Annotated in this window: 19 protein-coding genes; 11 read left to right on the top strand and 8 right to left on the bottom strand. The window is 59.9% G+C overall.

The window, feature by feature from the left end; translation table 11 throughout:
• The first annotated feature begins 60 nt into the window (after positions 1-60).
• A complete protein-coding gene (locus EN850_RS29605; protein ID WP_135907016.1) occupies positions 61-1,194 on the top strand; it encodes a substrate-binding protein in 1,134 nt (377 codons plus the stop codon).
• A gap of 409 nt (positions 1,195-1,603) precedes the next feature.
• Here the strand turns inward: EN850_RS29605 and EN850_RS29600 are convergent, their stop codons facing one another.
• The 5 genes from EN850_RS29600 to EN850_RS29580 all read right to left on the bottom strand — a co-directional run bounded on the left by EN850_RS29600 (position 1,604) and on the right by EN850_RS29580 (position 5,451).
• Positions 1,604-1,804, bottom strand: coding sequence for a plasmid partitioning protein RepB C-terminal domain-containing protein (locus EN850_RS29600; RefSeq protein WP_135907018.1), 201 nt, complete (start codon positions 1,802-1,804; stop codon positions 1,604-1,606).
• 341 nt (positions 1,805-2,145) lie between these two features.
• Entirely contained in the window at positions 2,146-3,015 is an 870-nt protein-coding gene (locus EN850_RS29595) for a hypothetical protein (RefSeq protein WP_135917261.1), read from the bottom strand.
• Positions 3,012-3,410 carry a phage holin family protein gene (locus tag EN850_RS29590; RefSeq protein WP_135907020.1) on the bottom strand — a complete coding sequence of 133 codons (399 nt, stop codon included), beginning with the start codon at positions 3,408-3,410 and terminating at the stop codon, positions 3,012-3,014. Before EN850_RS29590 ends, EN850_RS29595 begins: the two co-directional genes overlap by 4 nt.
• Positions 3,407-3,925, bottom strand: a complete 519-nt coding sequence (locus tag EN850_RS29585) for a hypothetical protein (protein WP_135907022.1) — start codon at positions 3,923-3,925, stop codon at positions 3,407-3,409. Before EN850_RS29585 ends, EN850_RS29590 begins: the two co-directional genes overlap by 4 nt.
• Positions 3,926-4,560: 635 nt before the next feature.
• Positions 4,561-5,451 carry a LysR family transcriptional regulator gene (locus tag EN850_RS29580; protein ID WP_135917260.1) on the bottom strand — a complete coding sequence of 297 codons (891 nt, stop codon included), beginning with the start codon at positions 5,449-5,451 and terminating at the stop codon, positions 4,561-4,563.
• Positions 5,452-5,582: 131 nt separating this feature from the next.
• Here EN850_RS29580 and EN850_RS29575 point away from each other — a divergent pair, with 131 nt between their 5' ends.
• The 7 genes from EN850_RS29575 to EN850_RS29545 all read left to right on the top strand — a co-directional run bounded on the left by EN850_RS29575 (position 5,583) and on the right by EN850_RS29545 (position 11,759).
• A complete protein-coding gene (locus tag EN850_RS29575) occupies positions 5,583-6,431 on the top strand; it encodes a transporter substrate-binding domain-containing protein (protein ID WP_135907026.1) in 849 nt (282 codons plus the stop codon).
• Between the two features lie 91 nt (positions 6,432-6,522).
• Entirely contained in the window at positions 6,523-6,828 is a 306-nt protein-coding gene (locus EN850_RS29570) for a (2Fe-2S)-binding protein (RefSeq protein ID WP_135880718.1), read from the top strand.
• Positions 6,825-8,369 (top strand): NAD(P)/FAD-dependent oxidoreductase, encoded by a 1,545-nt coding sequence (locus EN850_RS29565; protein ID WP_135933047.1) that lies wholly within the window; start codon positions 6,825-6,827, stop codon positions 8,367-8,369. The genes EN850_RS29570 and EN850_RS29565 overlap by 4 nt, the downstream gene beginning before the upstream one ends.
• Positions 8,362-9,525 (top strand): FAD-dependent oxidoreductase, encoded by a 1,164-nt coding sequence (locus EN850_RS29560; RefSeq protein WP_135907032.1) that lies wholly within the window; start codon positions 8,362-8,364, stop codon positions 9,523-9,525. The genes EN850_RS29565 and EN850_RS29560 overlap by 8 nt, the downstream gene beginning before the upstream one ends.
• Entirely contained in the window at positions 9,522-10,235 is a 714-nt protein-coding gene (locus tag EN850_RS29555) for an ABC transporter permease subunit (protein ID WP_135880715.1), read from the top strand. The genes EN850_RS29560 and EN850_RS29555 overlap by 4 nt, the downstream gene beginning before the upstream one ends.
• Positions 10,236-10,237: 2 nt before the next feature.
• Entirely contained in the window at positions 10,238-10,930 is a 693-nt protein-coding gene (locus tag EN850_RS29550; protein WP_135880714.1) for an ABC transporter permease, read from the top strand.
• Between the two features lie 19 nt (positions 10,931-10,949).
• Positions 10,950-11,759 (top strand): ATP-binding cassette domain-containing protein, encoded by an 810-nt coding sequence (locus tag EN850_RS29545; RefSeq protein ID WP_135907034.1) that lies wholly within the window; start codon positions 10,950-10,952, stop codon positions 11,757-11,759.
• A gap of 274 nt (positions 11,760-12,033) precedes the next feature.
• On the opposite strand, the gene EN850_RS29540 is transcribed toward EN850_RS29545, so the two are convergent.
• Positions 12,034-12,495, bottom strand: a complete 462-nt coding sequence (locus EN850_RS29540; RefSeq protein ID WP_135917258.1) for a cupin domain-containing protein — start codon at positions 12,493-12,495, stop codon at positions 12,034-12,036.
• A gap of 109 nt (positions 12,496-12,604) precedes the next feature.
• Between EN850_RS29540 and EN850_RS29535 the strand changes: the two genes are divergently transcribed.
• Positions 12,605-14,158: a winged helix-turn-helix domain-containing protein gene (locus EN850_RS29535; protein WP_135933046.1), complete on the top strand. Its 1,554-nt coding sequence runs from the start codon at positions 12,605-12,607 to the stop codon at positions 14,156-14,158.
• A 262-nt stretch (positions 14,159-14,420) separates the two neighbouring features.
• On the opposite strand, the gene EN850_RS29530 is transcribed toward EN850_RS29535, so the two are convergent.
• Positions 14,421-16,244, bottom strand: a complete 1,824-nt coding sequence (locus tag EN850_RS29530; protein ID WP_135933045.1) for an adenylate/guanylate cyclase domain-containing protein — start codon at positions 16,242-16,244, stop codon at positions 14,421-14,423.
• 478 nt (positions 16,245-16,722) lie between these two features.
• On the opposite strand from EN850_RS29530, the gene EN850_RS29525 reads away from it, so the two are divergent.
• Both EN850_RS29525 and EN850_RS29520 read left to right on the top strand, forming a co-directional pair.
• Positions 16,723-17,208 (top strand): hypothetical protein, encoded by a 486-nt coding sequence (locus EN850_RS29525; protein ID WP_135917256.1) that lies wholly within the window; start codon positions 16,723-16,725, stop codon positions 17,206-17,208.
• A 274-nt stretch (positions 17,209-17,482) separates the two neighbouring features.
• Entirely contained in the window at positions 17,483-17,722 is a 240-nt protein-coding gene (locus tag EN850_RS29520) for a hypothetical protein (protein WP_135880709.1), read from the top strand.
• 387 nt (positions 17,723-18,109) lie between these two features.
• Here EN850_RS29520 and EN850_RS29515 read toward each other — a convergent pair whose 3' ends face one another.
• Positions 18,110-18,346: a hypothetical protein gene (locus EN850_RS29515; protein WP_135917255.1), complete on the bottom strand. Its 237-nt coding sequence runs from the start codon at positions 18,344-18,346 to the stop codon at positions 18,110-18,112.
• Between the last annotated feature and the right edge of the window lie 1,562 nt (positions 18,347-19,908).

Genomic DNA, 19,908 nt, shown 5'->3' with positions numbered 1-19,908 from the left:
GAGCGCCGCCCGCCGCCCGGCGGCGGCGCGCCCGATGAACCCCAGATTTGGAAAAATCAAATGGATCCGAAACCCATCAAGATCGGCCTAATCGCCGAACTCACCGGCCCATTGTCTTTCATGGGCATCGCAAATGCGAACCTCACCACCATGCTCGTCGACGACATCAACGCCAAAGGCGGCTTGCTCGGCCGGCCGCTGGAGCTTGTCATCGAGGACGGCGAAACCACCGACACCGTCGCCAAGGCAAGGACCGCGAAACTGATAGATGTCGACAAAGTCGACCTGGTCGTCGGCGGGATCTACAGCTCGACCCGCCAGGCCATCAAGAGCGAGGCAGTCGTGCGGGGCAGGACGCTCTACATCTACACCGAGCAGTATGAGGGACAGGAAAACGATCCCCTGATCTTCTGCTCGGGTCCAGTGCCCGCGCAGCAGGTCGAGCCGCTGATCCCATGGTTCATGAAGACGACCGGGGCAAAGACATTCTATCTGCCATCGGCCGACTACATCTGGCCTCATTTGCTGAACAAGGCGGCGAGCCAGATTGTGCGCGCGAACGGCGGTGAGATCGTCGGTGAGGAATATTTCCCCCTCGATACAGTCGATTTCCGGCGGACGGTCGAGCAGATCATGGCGAGTGGCGCCGAGGTGGTATTCAACACCCTCGTTCCGCCGGGCCTGACGCCGTTCCTCGACGAATTGCACAAGGCCGGCTTCGGCAAGCGGGGCGGCAAGATCATCTGCACCTACTTCGACGAGAACTTCTTCAATCTTGTGCCGTCCGAGCAGATCGAAGGCCTCTACAGCTGCCTCGACTACTATCAGGAACTCGATGATCCGTTTGGCCGCGCCCTCTTGCATCGCTACCAAGACCGTTTCCCCGGCAGCGCGATGTTGACCGCAGGCAGCGGCTGCACCGGCCACTACCGAGCGATCAAGATGTGGGAAGCGGCGGTGACCGAAGCCGGCACGGTGGAGCGCGATGCGGTCATCCGGGCGCTCGATCACGCGCGAATCAGCGAGGGACCAGGTGGCCGGGCCGAGATGGTCCCCGGCCAGCACCATGTTCGCATGAACATGTACATTGCGCAGGCGCAGGGCGGTCGATTCCGGGTCGTCAAGAACCTGGGTCCGATCGACCCCAACGAACGCGCACTCAGCGACGAACTCCAGCTAAGCAAGGCAGTGTAACTGGTGGCGTCTAGCACCTATTCTTCCATATGGCGGGGGCGGCTAGATAATGCCCTCGCCATGAAACGGGTCGATGGTGGTTGTATCAGGCACCCCCACTAGAGCAACCGACATACCAAGACGCGCTGTCGTGGCGCGAGACTTGAAGTCGCTGACAGGCGACTATCAACGCTGGCTCTTGGCGCAAAGGGTCCACGATATGCCGGACGCGTCAGTCCGCTTTCCACTCTCGCCATCCCTAAAACGGACAGTCCGCAAAGCGGCCCATTGCCGCCCGTCTGAAATGCGCCCCATGTAAGTCTATGAGCTGAGCCTAGGCGCATCCCAAAAGCGGACATCCGAGCTAACGCCCGGGGGGTGCATGCTCCAGTTCCCAACACCGCCAAAGCCACCCGCAGCAGTTCGAAACTCAGCCCGCCGAGAGCCTGTGAAATTCCTCAAACTGACCCGGGAAATTCCGGGCCAGATTCCGCACCACCTTGGAATTATCCATCAGACGGTCAAAATAGCTGCTGGCCGCGACCAGCTCCAGGCTCGGTGAGCCACGTGGTTCGAGCGCGCGTAGAAATGCCAAACCGAGCCTAGCCAACTCGGGTTCCATCTCCGCCATTCGGCCGTGCGATCTCTATTGCGTGACCGGAACGACCAGCTGCAGCAAAGCGAAAAGCTTTCCGCGCCCGTGCAATCCTGCAGCAGATAGATGGCTTCCGGGCAAAGCTCGCCGGCGCGGAGCTGGGAGGCGCTCACTACAGAGGCAGGTTGAGGCGACCGCTGTGCGGGCCGTGAGCCTTGGATTTTCTGTGCCAATGCACTTGGCACCGCTGGCGGTACGGCGTCGCTAAATGCGACCTGGCAAGGCAGGCATGGACCAACGTGGCTTGAGGTTGGCCATCCACGCTGCAGCTAGCTTGGACGCGCGCCCTGATCGTGAAAGCAAGCCGAAAACCTACCTCACGTCGCCCGCTCTCCGCTGGCGTCGCTGATCTTGTCCCTGACGGCCTTTTCGGTTTCCGAGGCTGCGGTTTTGACGACGTCAGAAACTGTGTTGATGATCGAAGCAGGATCGGCGCCGAAGCCCTTTTTGTCGGCCTCGTCCTTGACTGTTTGGTAGGCTTGAGCGGCAACATCCTTGGCGCCTTCGACGCCTTGATGGAGCAAGTCGTTCGCCTTGTCGCGGATAGCGTCGCTCGTTTCACCGAGCTGTTGATCCTCGAATTCGGTGCGTGGAAGCATTGCTCCTACCGCTGTCCCGAACGCCAGGCCCAGAGCCGCCAGCATCAGCGGTTCCCGGCGCATCAGGTCCACGGCTGCGGCCGTTGCTTTACTAGCCTGATCACCGTATTGGCTGGCGCTGTGCGAAACGCTCGAAGCAGCACCTGCCATGGACGAACGCGCGCCATCGGCCGCATCTCCGACGATAGATTTTGCCTTGTCGGCGGCGCCTGACAAAGCGTCTGACACGCCGCTTATCAGACCCTCGCTGTCAAATGGGAGATCCACTGCTCCGGCATCACCGGCGAAGTCAGGACGCAAGCTCGAGCGGGCCGAATCATTGACCGAGACCGGCTTCTGGGCTCCTTGTCCTGCCATCAGCCACATCAAGCCAACGCTTACGAGAGCGACGGGAAGCGGATTCGCACCAACCTGTGACTTGAGGGCACTGAGCATCGAGCTGCCATCGCCGCTTGTAAAGAGCCCGGAAAACTCGTCGATGAGCTGGCCTGGCGTCATTTTGTTGCGAATGGATTCGGCCGTGTCGGAAACGTTGGCCCGCGCGATTTCGGCCTCACGTTGAAGTTCGGCGGATGATTTCTCGATCATTTGACTTGGTCCTTGATTACCTTTGCGTCGCTCTTCAGCTGCGCGGCGGTGCGATCCGGCGTTAATTCAGATGGTTTCATATTTGCGGAGCCTGTCTTCACCAAGACGAGGCCAAGGACGGCGACTACGATGCCGACCAGCAGCGACGACCATCCTGGTCCGAGAGGGGTTTTCGAGAGCGCGATGACCAGGGCCTGCAGAAGCACCATTAAGGCGGCCAGAAGGCAAATGGCGCCGCCCAGAACCTCGATTGCACCCGCGCCAGCCTTTTCGGCCTTTTCCGAGAGCTCAGTTCTGAGGAGCCTGCCCTCGGTCTGGACCAACGTAACAACCTGCTGCGACAGGTCTCCGATCAGCGTCATCAAACTGCGGTCCTCTTGGCTGCCGGGGGTCATGGCGTATCACTCCCGGCTGCCACATCGGGTTGGGGACGATCTTTAGCGTGGGGACCTGGCGACGAGCTTTTGATAAAGCGACCCAATGCCAGACCCGCGACCATTGCTCCACCGAACAACGCCGCCGGATTGCTGCCGCCGAAAGCGCGGACCTCAGCCAGGACTTCTTCGAAAGGCTTGTCCTTGAGCGACGCGGACATACGCTCAAGACTGCCGGCTGCTTCAAGGGCAAACTTTGCCGCCGCTTTCTGGTCGCTGTTGGCTAGGTGGTCACTGGCCGCGCGGACGGCGCCGCCAAGCGCGGCGACCGCACCCGTCAGGGTATTCTGTGCAAGCTGGGCCTCGTCGAGTAGCGCGTCCTTGCCTTCTGCGGCCACTTCCTTGGCTTTCTGTGAAATATCTTCCTTGGCTGAGCCGAAAATCTCGGAGGCCAAGCGCCCCGCCTCGTCGGCGCGGCCGGCAATCTCCCGCTGGGCCCGCGAGAAATCGGGGTTAGGATTCGGTTCAGATGCCATGCCAGTCTCCCATGTCGGGCCAACCATCAGTGGAGGCCTAGAAACGAGAGGATCGCGAGCACGACGACCACCAATCCGATCAGATAAATGACACCGTTCATGTGCGTGTTCCTCCAGACGGGGCAACTTGCCATTTCCTCAAACGTTCCGGCGTTCGCTGATTTATGGTGTCGGTGAGAGGTGCGTTGAGAGTCTCCTCACATCCGTTCTTTGCTCGAACCATGAACCTGGCAGCCTTTGAAGGGCAGGTACAACTGGACACGGCGCCGCAAAAAAAGCAGAGCAGGCGACGAGAGTCGACATTTGGTGAGATTGGCCCGGGCATCAGGGAGCTGCGTGACGGCGCGCTGTCGTGGCGCGAGACTTGAAGTCGCTGACAGGCGACTATCAACGCTGGCTCTTGGCGCAAAGGTCCGCGATACGGACGCGTCAATCCGCTTAGTCTCGCCATCCCGAAAACGGACAGTCCGCAAAGCGGCCATTTGCCGCCCGTCTGAAATGCGCCTCATATCGGTCGTTGCGAGAGGCCAAGCAGCTGTCTAAAAGCAGTCCTCTTCACGAGACCTTTCAGCGCACGCCATTTACACGAATCGGAGCTCCGCCTGATTGTTGAAAGCCATGGCCCCTCCAATCCTTCACGGGGCGCGCATCGATGTTTGGGCGGCAGCTTGGAGAGCGCGCTCTAAATGCAAGGTAGCCGCGCGTCCTGGGCGGTTCACCGATTGCTCAAGATAATAGTTCCCTGGTCCCGGCGTTTTCGGCACGAAGGAACAGACGCCCAAGTTCAAAGAGGCCGCCAATGGGCCACATACAGGAACATGGCCGATTGCAATGCCCAGTCCCTGGCTGACCATCATCAGCGCCAGTGGAGTCGTATCGACTGATTCCAGCATGAGATTGCGCCCCTGCATCGGCCCGAAGTTATGGGTGAGCAGCGCGGTCCAGCCCATGGCATGCGAGATCACATCAAACAATCGAAACGAGAGCAGGCTCTCAAGATCCGTTATTTTCGGGGCATCTTCCTTGCGGCACATAACGACATGCGACATTCCCATAAGCCAGTTGGGATGACGGACAAGGTGCGGCTCTTCTCCGAAACGGATCGCCAGATCTGGCTCCGTCTTGCGCTGTGTGCCCTCCATCATGAGATCAACGCAAATTGACGGGTTCTCGCGCTCAAACTCGGCCAGGACCCGCGGCAACCAACTCATGGCCATCAACTGGCTTGCAAGAAGGGCGACACGCTCAGCGCGCTGCTTGCCAAAGATCGAAGCGGCCTTGCTTTCGATCGCACCCAGCGAAACCTGAACTGTCGGCAGGAAGTCACGTCCCTCGGCAGTAAGGCTAATCCGGTTCGCCGCCCGTTCGAATAGCGCGCGACCCAAGTGGGTTTCCAGAGCCAAAACCTGCTGGCTCACCGCCGCCGCCGACATGTTCAATTCCTTGCCCGCGCGAGCAAAGCTCTGATGCCTCGCGGATGCCTCAAACACGCGAAGCCAATTCAAGGACGGGATCAGCGCCGACATGATCGGGCAGCATAAGCTCAACTTAGCCTTAGAGCAACGAGATACTGTCTCAAGCGAAGCCCCGTTGGGTGGCATATTCAGGCGGGCTGAAGGACCCGTCCATTCCAACGCAATAAGAAAGGGAACAGGGAATGCAAATTCGACGCACGATACTCGCGCTGGCCGTTATGCCGCTTTTGGCCGGCACGGCGGTCGCCCAGAACCTACCTGACCATATCACCATCGCTACTGAAGGGGCTTACCCTCCCTGGAACTACACCAACTCCGATGGTTCGCTGGGCGGCTACGAAATCGACCTGACCAAGATTCTGTGCGAGCGCATGAAGATCAAATGCGACGTCGTTCCACAGGAATGGAGCGGCATCATTCCTGGCCTCACCGTCGGTAAGTACGATGCCATCATCGCCTCCATGGGCGTGACCGAAGAGCGCAAGAAGGTCGTCGCCTTCTCCAAGCCCTATGCGAAGGCGCCAAACGGGTTTCTGACTGCGGGCGACAACGCACTGAAGGACCTACCAGACGCCGGTCAGTCTTTCGACCTCGCGAAATCTCCGAAGGACGCCGAGGCCGCAATGGAAGTCCTGAAAGGAAAGCTCGCCGGAAAGGTGATCGGCGTACAGACTGGGACGACGGCGGCGACCTTTGCCAGCCAGTACTTCAAAAATCTTCAGATCCGCGAATACCCGTCGTTCGAGCAACTGGGTCTGGAACTAACCGCGGCACGCATCGATGTGGCAATCGCCAACGTGACGGCCTTCAAGGCCGTGATCGACGCCAATGCGAAGGGAGCGCTCGTCTTTGCCGGTCCAACCTTTGCCGGCGGCGTGCTCGGCCTCGGCACGACCAACGTTGCGCTCCGCCTCAAAGACGATGCGCTACGGGCGGCATTCGACGGCGCCATCACCGAGATAAACAAAGATGGGACGAACAAGGCCCTCACCGCGAAGTGGTTCGGCGTAGACATCTCGATCCACGAGTAATTGACCCGGTCCCCTCCCTTTCAAGGGAGGGGACCAATGCATGCTCCGGTAGGCGCAAGCGGTCCCTCAAGACATTTCGACAGGTGCTGGCATGTTCAAGCCCATCGGGTCCTCCGAGGCGACTATTACTGTCTTCTTAGACAGCGAACCGATTGCCGCTCGTTCGGGTGAGACGATTGCTGCCTGTCTTTTGAGGGCCGGCGTTTCGCATTTCCGCACCACGCCGGTTAGCGGTTCTCCCAGGCTGCCATTCTGCATGATCGGTCATTGCTTCGACTGCCTGATCGATATCGAGGGCATTGGAAGCCGCCAGGCATGCCTTTCGCAGGTCCGGGACGGGATGAGGGTTCGGACCCAGAAAGGTGTCACGACGATAACCGGAGCAGGATCACAATGACCATCCTGACCAATCCAATTTCGCCCGGCGAAGTACCAAACGGACGGGTGCCCGATGCCGATGTCATCGTCATTGGCGCAGGCCCTGCAGGAATGGCGGCTGCTGTCGAACTGGCTTCTGCGGGAAGCCAGGTTGTCGTCCTCGACCTACAGCCGGCACCCGGCGGACAGATCTTTCGCGCGCTCGACGCGAACTTTGAGGATCGTCCAGGGACCGAGGTCCTTCTCAAAGCGCTTGGCCCGACCTACGCCGCAGGTCACACGCTGATCCAAAAATTCAGGACTACGCCTCGCATCGACTATCGCCCTGAAACCGCCGTTTGGGATCTGCGCGCCGATGGCACGGTCGGCTGGCTCAAAGGAGAGGTGGCCGGGTATTTGCGGGCGAGGCATGTGTTGCTTGCCAATGGCGCGATGGAGCGCCCAACTCCCTTTCCCGGCTGGACCTTGCCCGGCGTGATGACGGCCGGAGCTGTGCAGACCCTGATCAAGGCCGGGCGTCTCCAGCCAGAGGGCCGGGTCGTGCTCGCAGGCACCGGCCCCCTGATTTTCCTTCTTGCCGAGCAATTGCGGCGCCTCGGGGTAAGGCCAGCGCTTATTGCCCGCACGGACCGGCTGCGGCACAAGATTGCGGCACTATCCCGGCTTCGTCTTGCGGGCCTTCCCGCACTTCTGAAAGGCGTGGGCTGGCTTACCCGCTTGCGGTTTGCCGGCATCCCCATGCGATCGGGCATCACCGAACTGCAAGCGCATGGCGGCAGCCAGGTAGAGCGCGTGAGCATGACTGTCGCGGGCATGAGGGTGGAACTGGCTTGCGACCTGCTGGTCGTCCACGACGGTATCGTCCCCGCTGTCGATCTGGCGCATGGTGCCGGCCTGGCGCTGGAATGGCAGAAAGCCGATGCATGCTGGCGGCCAAAAACCGCGCGGGACGGCAGGGCGCAACTGGCGCCAGGCGCCACCTTGACCACTGGGCCTTGCCGCATCCACGTTTCAGGCGACGCTCGCATGATCGGTGGGGCAGACGCCGCAATTGCCCATGGGCGCCACGCAGCAAGGGCAATCCTCTCTGAGCTCTCCGGTGCATCAAGCCTGAAAGTAGACAGTGACGTCGAGGGGGCTGCTGTGTGTGTTCAGCGCGCGATTGCCGCTCGGCCGTTCATCGATACGGCCTTTCCGCCCGGCCTCGCTTCGCAACTACCCGAGGATGCAACAATCATCTGCCGGTGCGAGGAGATAACTGCCGGTACTCTCCGCGCGATTATTCGCCAAGGTGCTACCGACATGGATCTGATCCGTGGCGTTTTGCGCTGCGGCATGGGCCCATGCCAGGGCCGGACCTGCTCGGTTACACTGGCGCGTCTCCTTGAGGAGACAGTGACGCAACAGTCGGAGTTTCCTGTTCCTTTCCGGGCGCGACCACCGCTGCGACCACTGCCCTTGGCGGCGCTTGCCGGATTGACCGGGTTCGATCCGCAGTTGGCCGAGATTGTCTCGCTTGATGATAAGCCAGAGGCGTCCTCGGACGGTTCCTATGCGTAGGGCTGTCGATGATGTTTTGATCATCGGTGGCGGTCTGCAAGGCTGCTCGATCGCGCTGTTTCTCGCGCGGGCTGGCAGGCAAGTCACCGTAATCGAGAAGAACCTTGCCGGGCGTCATGCCTCAGGGGTAAACGCCGGCGGCCTTAGGCTCCTGATGCGGGATGTGCGTGAATACCCGCTGTCTCTGCGCGCTATGGAGATGTGGGAAAATCTCACCGAATACGTTGGGGCTGCAGGCGCCGAGGCTTGCGAAGTGCGCCTGGGCACATCGCAAATCGCGCTGGCCATGGATGCTGCGGAACTGGATTGGGCTGAGGTGCGCGCTCAGGATATGCGACGTCGCGGCATCTTTTCGGAGGAATTGATCGGTCCGGAGGAATTGCACCGCTTGCTGCCCGGCCTCGCGCGCTCAGCGCTTGGCGGTCTCATTTCTCGGCGCGATGGACACGCCAATCCTGCCAACGCTGCTCGTGCCTTCCGCGATGCTGCCGAGGCGGCTGGCGTGCGAATTGTTGAGCGCTGTGCCTTACGCGAACTGCGACGTGCACCGGGAGGCAACTGGGCGGCTGAAACCGATGCTGGGTCTCTCGAAGCGGAGCGCATCATCAATTGCGCCGGCGCATGGGGCGCGAACGTAGCGGCCCTCGTGGGCGAGACACTGCCAATGAAAATTCTGGCTCTCACCATGATGGTGACAGCGCGTGTGCAGGCCTTCGTTACGCCGGTGGTGATCGGAATCGACCAGCCGCTATCGTTCAAACAGAGCGCCGTCGGCTCCCTGGTTATCGGCGGCGGCATCTCGGGTAAGCCCTGCCCGGATCAGGATACCTCGTTCACCATCATGGACCGCATGGCCTCAAGCGCGATCGCCACGATTACTGCGTTTCCCGCTCTGGCAGGTGTGCCAGTTCTAAGAACCTGGACAGGTCTCGAAGGCGCAACGCCTGATGGTATCCCCTTCATCGGACCCAGCACCCAGCATGACGGCCTCTGGCACGTGTTCGGGTTTTGTGGCCATGGCTTTCAGCTTGCGCCTGCGATTGGAGAGATTGTCGCCCAGTCGTTGATTTCCGGGGCTGCCGACTCGAGGCTTGCTCCATTTGCAGCAGACCGTTTTCGCACCAAACCACCGCTCAATCATGAGGCCTTGCAATGACGACGAGCTTCATAGAATTGTTGGGCTTCGGACCACAGGGCTGGGGTCTACCTCTCCTCAAAGCGGCAGGGATAACCCTAGCGGCCGCGATTTGTGGCTTCTTTCTTGGCAGCGTCCTTGGAATTGGTGGTGCGAGCCTGAAACTGGCACGATCGCGCTTCTTGCGCGCCATTGGCCAATTCTACACAACGGTTTTTCGCGGCGTCCCTGAGATCCTTGTCGTTTATCTGTTCTATTTTGGCGGAAGTGTCGTTCTTTCAAAGGCGATGAACGTCGGTGGCTTTCCCGGCTTTTATTCGCTGCCTTCCTTTGCAACCGGCGCCATCGCCGTCGGGGTCGTATCCGGCGCCTATCAAACCGAGGGCTACCGGTCCGCCTACTTGCGCCTCGACCGGGGGCAGATAGAAGCCGGCGCCTCTTGCGGCATGTCCAGACTATTGCTGTTACGGCGCATCATCGCGCCGCAAACGCTGCGCTTTGCCCTGCCCGCGCTAGGCAATGTCTGGCAGTCGGCGCTGAAGGAGACATCACTTCTATCAGTGATTGGGCTGAGCGAGTTGCTGCGCCAGACCGGGACAGCCGCGGGTTCGACCCGTCAGCCGCTGCTGTTTTATGGCGTTGCCGCCCTGGTGTTTCTGATCATCGGCCGGTCAACGGGCATCGTCTTGATGCGAATGGAACGCCGCCTCGCCAAACCCTGGAGTCGCTGATCATGGATTGGCCGTTTCTTTTGGATGTCCTGCGGCAGCTCCTGTCCGGCCTGCCGCTCACTCTGCAGCTTGCCGCCTTGTCGCTTTCGATAGGTTTTGGTTTGGCAGTGTTGGTGGCTGCGGCCGCAGCCTGCCCGTTGCCGCCTTTGCAATGGCTTGCCCGGGCTCATGTCGAGGTGTTTCGTGGGACGCCGCTCCTGGTGCAGATATTCCTGATCTACTACGGCCTCGGCCAGATCATCATTTTGCGCCAGTCCTTTCTCTGGCCGTTCCTGCGCGAGCCATATTGGTGCGCAATCCTGGCTCTGGCACTTAATACCTCAGCCTATACGGCCGAGATCATTCGCGGTGCGGTCCAGGCGGTGCCGCCGGGCGAAATCGAAGCAGCTCGCTCGTGCGGCATGTCGGGCTTCCTGCTGCGTCGCCGGATCATCTGGCCGATTGCGCTACGCCAGGGGCTCCCAGTCTATGGCAGCGAGGTGATCCTGATGATCAAGGCAACATCCTTGGCCAGTATCATCACCCTGACCGAGGTGACCGGCGTCGCCTACAAACTGATTTCCTCGACCTATCGCGTCCTGGAAATCTTCGTGGTCAGCGGCGCGATCTATCTGGCGCTCACCTTCCTCCTCAGTTCAGCTCTTTCGCTGGTCGAACGGAGACTGCACGCCCATCACGCACATCGCAAAGCCTAGCACCCCATAGGAGACCCACATGGCTCATGTCGCCGCCTCCGCCGCCTCAAATAGAACTGCTGAAACTGCCGCTATCTCAGTTGAAGGCCTTCACAAGCACTTTGGTAGTGTGGAGGTCCTGAAGGGTATAGATTTCGAGGCCAAGGACGGAGAAGTGGTCTCCATTCTGGGGGCGTCCGGCTCCGGCAAGTCGACTTTTCTGCGTTGTCTCAACCTTCTAGAGATGCCATCGGCGGGACACCTGCGCATCTTTAGCGAGGAGGTCAGGCTGCGGGCAACGAACGGCAACCTATCAATCGCGGATCGCAAACAGGTCGATCGGCTCCGCACGCAAGTGGCGATGGTCTTCCAGAATTTTTGCCTCTGGAGCCATATGAACGTCCTCGATAACCTTATGGAGGCGCCGCTCCACGTCCAGCGCCGAAACCGCGCAGAGGTCCGGGACGAGGCCGAGGCCGTTCTCAAGCGGGTGGGCCTGCTGGAGCGGGCCAAGGCGTACCCAGCCCAGTTGTCAGGCGGCCAACAACAGCGAGCAGCCATTGCTCGGGCCCTGGTCATGAAACCGCGGGTCTTGCTCTTCGACGAACCGACATCCGCACTTGATCCCGAACTGGTTGGGGAGGTCTTGAAGGTAATGCGCGACCTAGCGGCGGAGGGCCGAACCATGCTCATCGTCACCCATGAAATGGCATTCGCACGCGACGTGTCGAGCCGAGTCTTGTTTCTGGATCAGGGGCGGATCGAGGCTGAAGGCAAACCCAATCGTCTGTTTGGTGGCGGCGCAAACGAGAGGTTCGACCGGTTTGTTTCCCGGTTTAACCAAGGTTGAGGCAAATACTCTGATCTGCAATAGATTCGGCCCTGGGGCTGCACCATGGCAAGGCCGTCCACCACGGATCAAGCGCGCGGCCGGAGGGAGCGGGCTAGGGGCCGACGTCACTGTGATGAAGCTGGAAGCTGACAGCCCGGTTCCGGCTCCAGCTGCCCGGCGGTAATGCGCCTCATCCCTGTCGTTCAGGGCCGCCTGTACACCCTCAGAAGCGGACATCGCAGGTGCCGACGATGCGCGGCTTGCGCCATTACGCGATACCGCAAATCAAAGCCTACACTTTTATTGTCAGGGTCGAGAGCTGGTCAGTGTCGTAACGGTCCCGCAAGTGGGCAAGCGCTTTCGGATCCGGAGAGCTGTGTGTAGCCAGTTTGGCAAGTTCTTCGAAATAGTGTTCATGCCCAGGCGGAGAGACGGTCATCAGCACCCGCGCAGGCTTTTCGCCGATATTGGTGATATTGTGCGGCGCCCCCGGTGGAATAAACAGGAAAGTACCTGGGGTCGCGTGGATCGTCTTGTTCCCTACATGCCACACGCATTCGCCCTCAAGCACAAAGAAGGTTTCCTCCTGCACGCGGTGAACATGAAGGCCGGTGGCGAACCCGGCCGGGATTGTCCAGTCGAACATACTCGTATGTTTCGTATCCTCGCCAGTGACGAGGAACACCATTGGATAGCCACGTAGCATGCCCCCCTTGTTCTCTTCGGGCATGCGAATGACGGGAGCGACGCTCATCTGATCCTCCATTGGTAACATGTGGGCAAGATGTGCTTGGCGTTTCGGCAAGTCCTTAGGCCGTTCCGAAATCGTTGCGAAAAATTCACAAACGGTATCTTCTTCGCAAATGCCAACACGCTTTGCATTTGGCCCGTTTCGCCTCGACGCCGATGCGGGAATTCTATTCCACGGCGTCGAGCCGACGCCGCTCGGCAAGCGGGCGGTCGCGTTGCTTGCGCGGCTTGTGGAAAAGGCGGGTGCGCCGGTTCAGAAAGAAGCTTTGATCGAGGCGGCGTGGTCCAGACAGGCCATTGAGGACAGCAACCTTACGGTCCAGATTGCGGCGGCACGGCGGCTCCTTGAGGACTTGGCGGGCGGCGCATGCTGGATCGAAACGCTGCCGCGACGCGGCTACCGCTATATCGGGCCGGCGGTCACAGCCGATAGCCGCGAACCGAGAGTCGATGGAGCAGAACCGGCAACGCTGACATTGCCGGACAAACCCTCGGTCGCGGTTTTGCCGTTCTCGAACCTAAGCGGCGATCCGGAGCAGGATTATTTCGCCGACGGTATGGTTGACGATATCATCACCGGCCTGGCGCGCATCAACTGGCTGCTCGTCATCGCGCGAAATTCGACCTTTGCCTACAAGGGCCGCGCCTTGGACGTGAAGCAGGTCGGCCGCGAGCTTGGCGTCCGGTATGTACTCGAAGGCAGCGTGCGGAGGGTCGGGGGCCACGTGCACGTGACCGGCCAGATGATCGATGCATCGACCGGCGCTCATGTATGGGCCGAGCGATATGACCGCAGCTCCGACGATATCTTCTCGCTTCAGGATGAGATCGCCATTTCGGCCGTCGGCGCAATCGCACCGAGCCTGCGGCGTGCCGAAATCGACAGGGTGAGGCGCAGGCGTCCGGATAACCTGGATGCTTATGACCTTGTGCTTCGGGCCCAGCTTGACGTTGATTCCGGAATGCCTGAGCGGGCGATGCGAGCGCTCGTGCTGCTCGAACGCGCCATCGAACTCGATCCGGCCTATGCGCTGGCGCACGGCAACGCTGCGATGTGTCACCACTGCCTCTTCCTCCGAAGGGGCTTGGAGGAAGCCAACCGCGCCGCATCGATACGCCATGCGCGCTCCGCCATCCTTCATGGACAGGACGATGCGTCCGCATTGACTCTCGCGGGATTTTCCCTCGGCATGGATGGTCATGACCGCAGCGCTGCTTTGACTGCAATGGAAGCCGCGCTTGCGATCAGCCCGTCATCGGCGCTGACCTACATTCTCGGCAGCGTCGTCCTCGGATGGAGCGGAGAAGCAGAGCGAGCCATCGAGTGGAGCGAACGAGGCATGCGGCTAAGCCCATTTGATCCTTGGGCCTTCGCCGCTTTCGACGCGCAGGCGATGAGTCATTTGCTGTGCGGCCGCTACGACGAAGCCTGTCGCGCCGCTTACAAGTCCGTTCAGGCCAATCCCGCACACAGCATCACTTATGTGCAATTGGCCGCTGCGCTTGCCAAACTCGGCCGGTTGGAAGAAGCGAGGGCAGCTGCCGCACGGGTGCTCGAACTGCACCCAACTTTTCGCTACGGTCGCCAGTTTGCGGGCGTGAACTGCGCTCAGGCGCTCGCGGAATGCCTTGGTGATGCGCTTCATGCTGCCGGGCTACCAGAATAGCGCGGCGCTCTCGTGAGTATGATCGGTCCGGGCCAATGAGCGGATGTCGCATGAGACGGCCGGTTGGCGGCGGTTCAATTCCGGTTGCCGGATTCTATGGGTGCAACCAAACTGGTGAAAAACGGCACTAAGCCAGGATTTTTGGTCCTTCATCCTGCCAATCGCCAAAATACATCAGGTGGTTGGATACCATCAAAAATACCAACACCGAGACGGGGGAAACCCACTTAATAATGGTGCCGGCCTTCATCGCGCCGCCGACCTAGCGGCCCCTCGAAACCTCTAGTGCAGGCGCAGGGCTTTCGTCCGCGTATTCGGGTATCGCCGCCTTGGCGTACCCCTGCCGGATGCGTTCGGCGTCGGCCGGATTGCTGAAGGGTAGCCGCCCCACGTGCTCTGAAAAGCGATAGCTCGGGTTTATCTCTTTTAGCTCGGCGCTCACGCGCCGTGCTTCATCGACGTCGCCGAGGTGGCCCAGCGCGGCAATAAGGAGCCCCCGCGACAGGTCGGTCTTGGGCGACACGCGGATACGCTCGCGAAATGCCTCGACCGCTTTCTGGTACTCCCCGGCCAGGAGGTAAGCCGAGCCGATGAAGTGCCAGGTCAAATGGCCCTGCAGCGGATCGAGGCGCAGCGCGTGCTCCAGATCCGGAATCGCCTCCAGCGGCGCGCCGTTGTAGATGTTGCCCACCCCGCGCAGGCCGAAGGCCAGTGCGAAGTTGGGGTTGAGAGCAAGCGCCTTCTCCACCTCCTCGCGATGTCCGGCCGGATCCTTCTCCCAAAACTTCACCAGCGCGGCCATGTAATGCCCATAGGGCAGGTTGGGGCCCTTCTCGAGCGCCAGCCGACTATAATGGGCAGAGAGTTCCTTGCTGTCGGTGCGCCCGCTCCAGTGGTTCTGAAAGTCGTGGTTGTAAGCGTGAGCCAGGCCGGCATACGGTTCGGCATAGTCGGGGTCGAGCTCAATCGCCTGGATGAACAAGGCGACCGCGCGCTCGAATGTCTCGTTTGTCTTATCAGGACCGGACAAGACCTCGCGCCCGCGCAGGAAAAGATCATGCGCCTGGATGTTTCTCGTTGGTGTATGGGCGATGCGCGCCGACTCGGCCGGGGTCAGGGCAACCCTGAGGGCTTCGACGATGCGGCGCGTCACGTCGTCCTGCAGCGCGAAGATATCGGTCATGTCGCGGTCGTAGCGGTCCGCCCAGACATGGGTCCCGGTCCGCGCATCGATCAACTGGGCATTGATCCTGACGCGGTTGCCGGCGCGGCGGATCGAGCCCTCGAGCACCGCAGTCACGCCGAGCTCGCGCCCGACCGTCCGGACATCGATGTTCTTGCCTTTGTAGGTGAAGCTGGAGTTGCGGGCGATGACCGAGAGGCCGGCGACCTTCGACAGGTCGGTTATGATGTCTTCGCTGATGCCGTCGGCGAAGTAGTCCTGCTCGGTGTCGCCGCTCATATTGGCGAACGGCAGGACGGCGATCGACAGCTTTGCCGACTTTGATCCTCCGGGCCGGCTCGTCGAGGGTTCCGACGTCGCGATCGCCTTCGCGCCGGCGGCACCGACCGCCAGCGAATAAACTCGGATCGGCTCGGCGATGTTCTTGAGCTGCGTGCTGCCGAGATCGGCGACCGAGAGGTTGAGCCTCGCTTTGACCTGGCGATAGGCATCTTCGGACAGGCAGATGGCCCCGGGCGCCGCAACGCCCTCCAGACGCGACGCGATGTTGACACCATCGCCCATCAGGTCGCCGTCGCTTTCCTCGACAACGTCTCCCAGATGAATGCCGATCCGGAACTCGATGCGACGGTCCTGCGGTACACCGGCGTTGCGCTCCACCATTCCGTTCTGCACCTCGATAGCGCAGCGCACGGCATCCACCACGCTGCGGAACTCGACAAGCGCTCCATCTCCGGTGCGCTTGATCACGCGCCCGTTGTGCACGGCGATGGTCGGATCGATCAGGTCGCTGCGTAGTGCCCGCAACCTCGCCAAGGTGCGATCTTCGTCTTCGCTGGCGAGCCGACTATATCCGACCACGTCTGCGGCTAGAATTGCGGCTAGCTTGCGATTCTCACCCATAGCGCCCTCCGCGGCTATCGAGGTTAGCACAACGAACCGTTGAGCGCCTCCCCATTCGATGGGTGCGATCCTGGCGAAAGTCGTCGTTGAAATTAGCGCGCCTAACGGCAGCTATTCAAGCTCGACGCCCGTAAGCCGACAGTCAGAACTCGGCCTCAAATCGGTTATCGGAAACGGCAGCGTATGATCGGTCTTGGCCACCTATCGGCGCTTTCCACCCTCGATCATCGCCCGCCGTTTAATTAGCCACGATGTCAGCATGCGTGACCCAACCGGTTGCGGATATTGTGATTGCGGCGGGTTATGGTTGGACCTCTGCGCCGAGCCGAGGTTGGACGCGTAGCGTGCTTTCAGTGCATATCCGACCTAAGTCCTGAGGTAGCGCCAGCGAAGGTCCTGCATTCGCCTTTTTCTGGGCATAGTGGGAATATCTCCGTCTCTTCTGCGTTGTCTCAATGTATTGAGGAGGAAACCTATCATGCAGAATCCAAAATTAACCCGAACCTTGCTGCTCGCCCTTCGGGCGTCAACTGTCCTGGCTTTGGTGGTGGCGCCCTATCAGCTCAGCTTTGTGAGCTCGGGCAAGATCCAAATAGCCGCCGCGTATGCCAAGAGCGAGGGTGGCGGCGGCAGTAGTAGTGGTGGTGAGGGTCATGGCGGCAACTCCGGGTCTGGCAGCGATGGAGATCACGACTCTGGGCACGGCGGCAACTCTGGCCGCAGTGGCAGCGACGATGGTGCAGACCACGATGCCGGTGACGACATTGGGCATGATGGGCAGGAGCACGTGAACGCGGCAGACGATAAGGTCGAGATTTCAGGTGACAAGACCGAAGTCACCCATCCCGACGGCACAAAGGAAGAGATTGAGAATGGCCGCCTGGAGGTGAAGGACCCTTCAGGGCGCACTATAGTTGAGCGTGCTGCAACACCCGAGGACATCGCGCGACTGCAGTCGCTGTAAGCACAGATCTGTATGGCACAACGCGTCAATTCACCTCCGTCTGCGGGCGAGGGCGCTCTGAAGCCTTTCAACAGCGTAACTTTTTGACGGACCCATGCGTCGGCTTTCGGTGCCGTAAGCAAAAAACCCAGCTAGATCAATGATCTAGCTGGGTTGAAACAATCGAGTCTGACCAATTCAGATCCACCCAAACGCCACATAAAGCTTCAAAGCATAAATGTTGGGGGAGCCCAAAGTTTGTGCTACAAATTGTGCTACCTATTGTGATATTGCGATGCTTATCCACTGGTTTGGACCTATTCGTCTCAGTCTCATTGATCGCACCCGTCACACTTACCTCAAGTACGAGGCGGCGCCGGACTGTGTCGAGGCGCTGGGTGCACTCAACCGCTGGCCCGGCCGAACCGGTATCCCGATCGCCGTGTATCTGAAGCGATGGGAGGCGAGCTGTGCTGAGCTTCAAGCCTCGCCCCGACTGCCTGTCCGCCTGCGCAAGCTGTTGCGCATCGCGTGATCAGCCCAAGCCAGCGAGTATTGTCATCTGGGATCGTCACGCGCGGAATAAAGTGCGGACCCGTCCGCTTGCGGGCTCAAGCCCTCGCGGCCACGCGCGCCAATGGCCGCTCCCATTGCGAGCGGAATTTCGCACCGATTGCACCGACCATAAGCTGCAGCCAGTCGTGCTGGGTCGCGCCGGAAGGTGTTCATCGACACAGTTTACGGCAGTTGCCCTGAATGTGCTACATATTGTGATAAAACTAAATAAAAACAACATTCTTATGTCGCATATCGACCCCAGCCAACGGGGCCTTATGACAAACGCGTCTCTTCGCTATGTATTGGCAAGCCCTGGGGTGAAAAATGCCTGGACTAAGCTTCGGGCCATAGGTCGAGTCCTCGTTCAACCCTTAGAACGTTTGACTCGCTCACGCACTGCGGAAAGGCGCCTTTCCTTCGCCTGAAGATTCTGCAGCGCGGCCTCCAGGTGGTCATATAGCGGAAGCCATGCCTCGCCTTGCTCGCCGCGTGCGACGATGATTTCTGCGATGCGGTCGAGAACTCGTTCGATGCGCTCGGTAGTGACCGGACGACGAGTGGTCGAGTGCGGTCTCACGAAATCACCCTCCTGCAAGGTCACCGGGTCAGCATCCCTCTGTAGTCGGATTTGGATCATGGGGGAAGGCTGGCGCAATATTGATCGATCGACAGCAGTAAGACATCGGCTGCTCTAGCCGCCTACGAGTGACTCTATAGTAATCGGCGATGCGCTCTCTTACGGACTTCCTTGCTAGCCTGCCTGGTATCATGCCCATTAAGACGAGAAGGCTCGTTCTTGAAGGAGATGTTCTGTCGAAAGCTGAGCGCGCCGACATCTACATACCCGAAAGGAATTGGCTCGATCTCGTTCTTGAGGTTGGTCCTGATGCAGCCGCAGCGATCCTGTTAGCCTACAAAAACGGGCGCCTTCCGATGAAGAGAGGCTGTACGCCAACGAATTCGCCTCAAGCAGAAGCTTATCTTGCCGAAGGAGACAAACTTAGGAAGCAACTCGCGGAGAGAAGGAGCAGAGCAAGCGGTTAAAGACCCATCGCTCATTCTAGAGCGAGATCTCATGCATCGCCTGATCGACAGCGTGTTTATTGCTAACATTGGCACCGGATCAGGTCCGATGGTGTTAGCGGGCATCACTGTGCATAAGCAGGTCATCGGCTACAAGAGCGATAGCGGGAAGAGCACAGGTTGGCGCCTTCGGTTGACTGGACAGGATCGGATGGTCAGCCCCGGCATTCCGAGACGGTCCCGCCGTAGGCCGACAATCGACGCAACGACCCTGATCGAAACTGGGGCTTGCATGAATGATGGCGCTACCAAGTGCCAATGGAGCAGGCTGGCTCTTTTGGTTGCGATGGATGGATCGCTCCAGCGGGGCGTGATAGACTGTGCTGACGGTACTTTTTGAGATCGGGTCGAGTGTGCGACTGAGCACCGAGAGAGCGAAAACCGACCGATTGGCTCCGATAGTCTATGAAACCTCAAAACTTTTTTTGCGGCGATTTTCCGTTTAAAGTCAATAGTGTAACTTTTTGAGGGGCCGTGTGTCGGCTTTCAGTGCCGCAGGAAAGAAAAAACCAAGCTAGATCAAGGTCCTAGCTGGGTTGGAAACGATCGAGTGGGAGCAGGGGAAACGGCGGCGATAGGGCGGGTTCGGCACTGTAGCCTTCGCTTCTACCCATTGCATCCAGTATCAGTCGCCTCCCAAAAGATGGTGGCAAAGCTGAATGCTGAACATGTCAAGCATTGATGTAAAGCGTCCTTAGAACCGTGTCGCGCTTTGGCGTACAATGACGTGCACATAGGCGGCTGAACCAGCAGCGATGGTTTGATATTGGAATCCTGCATCACTCGCTGCCTGCCGGCATGGCTTGAAAGTTTTCCTCGACAATCTGGCGCATCCGGCACTTCGGAATGGAATTGCCGCTCGTCTTGTCTTTGGCCATCCCATGACGAGGCCTTCCGACTTCACTGCACCCCGTCTCTGGGTTCAAGCTTGGTGAATGCGTCGGATCCGGACGGCCATGCCGGTGCGGTTAGACACTCATTGCGGATGGGTCTGCTCTGAGGTACCTTGCACATTCCGAAGGTGCCTGCTGCCGCGATGGTTTTTCAGTCTTTTTCCTGTTGCTGTTTCGGCGGATTGTG

It is taken from the genome of Mesorhizobium sp. M8A.F.Ca.ET.207.01.1.1 (assembly GCF_004794715.1).
Classification (GTDB): Bacteria; Pseudomonadota; Alphaproteobacteria; order Rhizobiales; family Rhizobiaceae; genus Mesorhizobium.
The sequence above is the reverse complement of the archived record's forward strand: the minus strand, read 5'-3'. Positions and strand labels throughout refer to the sequence as shown.

Bases quoted from the DNA above. Each gene is read 5' to 3' on its own strand.
- EN850_RS29605 (WP_135907016.1), top strand. From the start codon at position 61: ATGGATCCGAAACCCATCAAGATCGGCCTAATCGCCGAACTCACCGGC.
- EN850_RS29600 (WP_135907018.1), bottom strand. From the start codon at position 1,804: ATGGCGGAGATGGAACCCGAGTTGGCTAGGCTCGGTTTGGCATTTCTA.
- EN850_RS29595 (WP_135917261.1), bottom strand. From the start codon at position 3,015: ATGATCGAGAAATCATCCGCCGAACTTCAACGTGAGGCCGAAATCGCG.
- EN850_RS29590 (WP_135907020.1), bottom strand. From the start codon at position 3,410: ATGACCCCCGGCAGCCAAGAGGACCGCAGTTTGATGACGCTGATCGGA.
- EN850_RS29585 (WP_135907022.1), bottom strand. From the start codon at position 3,925: ATGGCATCTGAACCGAATCCTAACCCCGATTTCTCGCGGGCCCAGCGG.
- EN850_RS29580 (WP_135917260.1), bottom strand. From the start codon at position 5,451: ATGTCGGCGCTGATCCCGTCCTTGAATTGGCTTCGCGTGTTTGAGGCA.
- EN850_RS29575 (WP_135907026.1), top strand. From the start codon at position 5,583: ATGCAAATTCGACGCACGATACTCGCGCTGGCCGTTATGCCGCTTTTG.
- EN850_RS29570 (WP_135880718.1), top strand. From the start codon at position 6,523: ATGTTCAAGCCCATCGGGTCCTCCGAGGCGACTATTACTGTCTTCTTA.
- EN850_RS29565 (WP_135933047.1), top strand. From the start codon at position 6,825: ATGACCATCCTGACCAATCCAATTTCGCCCGGCGAAGTACCAAACGGA.
- EN850_RS29560 (WP_135907032.1), top strand. From the start codon at position 8,362: ATGCGTAGGGCTGTCGATGATGTTTTGATCATCGGTGGCGGTCTGCAA.
- EN850_RS29555 (WP_135880715.1), top strand. From the start codon at position 9,522: ATGACGACGAGCTTCATAGAATTGTTGGGCTTCGGACCACAGGGCTGG.
- EN850_RS29550 (WP_135880714.1), top strand. From the start codon at position 10,238: ATGGATTGGCCGTTTCTTTTGGATGTCCTGCGGCAGCTCCTGTCCGGC.
- EN850_RS29545 (WP_135907034.1), top strand. From the start codon at position 10,950: ATGGCTCATGTCGCCGCCTCCGCCGCCTCAAATAGAACTGCTGAAACT.
- EN850_RS29540 (WP_135917258.1), bottom strand. From the start codon at position 12,495: ATGAGCGTCGCTCCCGTCATTCGCATGCCCGAAGAGAACAAGGGGGGC.
- EN850_RS29535 (WP_135933046.1), top strand. From the start codon at position 12,605: ATGCCAACACGCTTTGCATTTGGCCCGTTTCGCCTCGACGCCGATGCG.
- EN850_RS29530 (WP_135933045.1), bottom strand. From the start codon at position 16,244: ATGGGTGAGAATCGCAAGCTAGCCGCAATTCTAGCCGCAGACGTGGTC.
- EN850_RS29525 (WP_135917256.1), top strand. From the start codon at position 16,723: ATGCAGAATCCAAAATTAACCCGAACCTTGCTGCTCGCCCTTCGGGCG.
- EN850_RS29520 (WP_135880709.1), top strand. From the start codon at position 17,483: ATGCTTATCCACTGGTTTGGACCTATTCGTCTCAGTCTCATTGATCGC.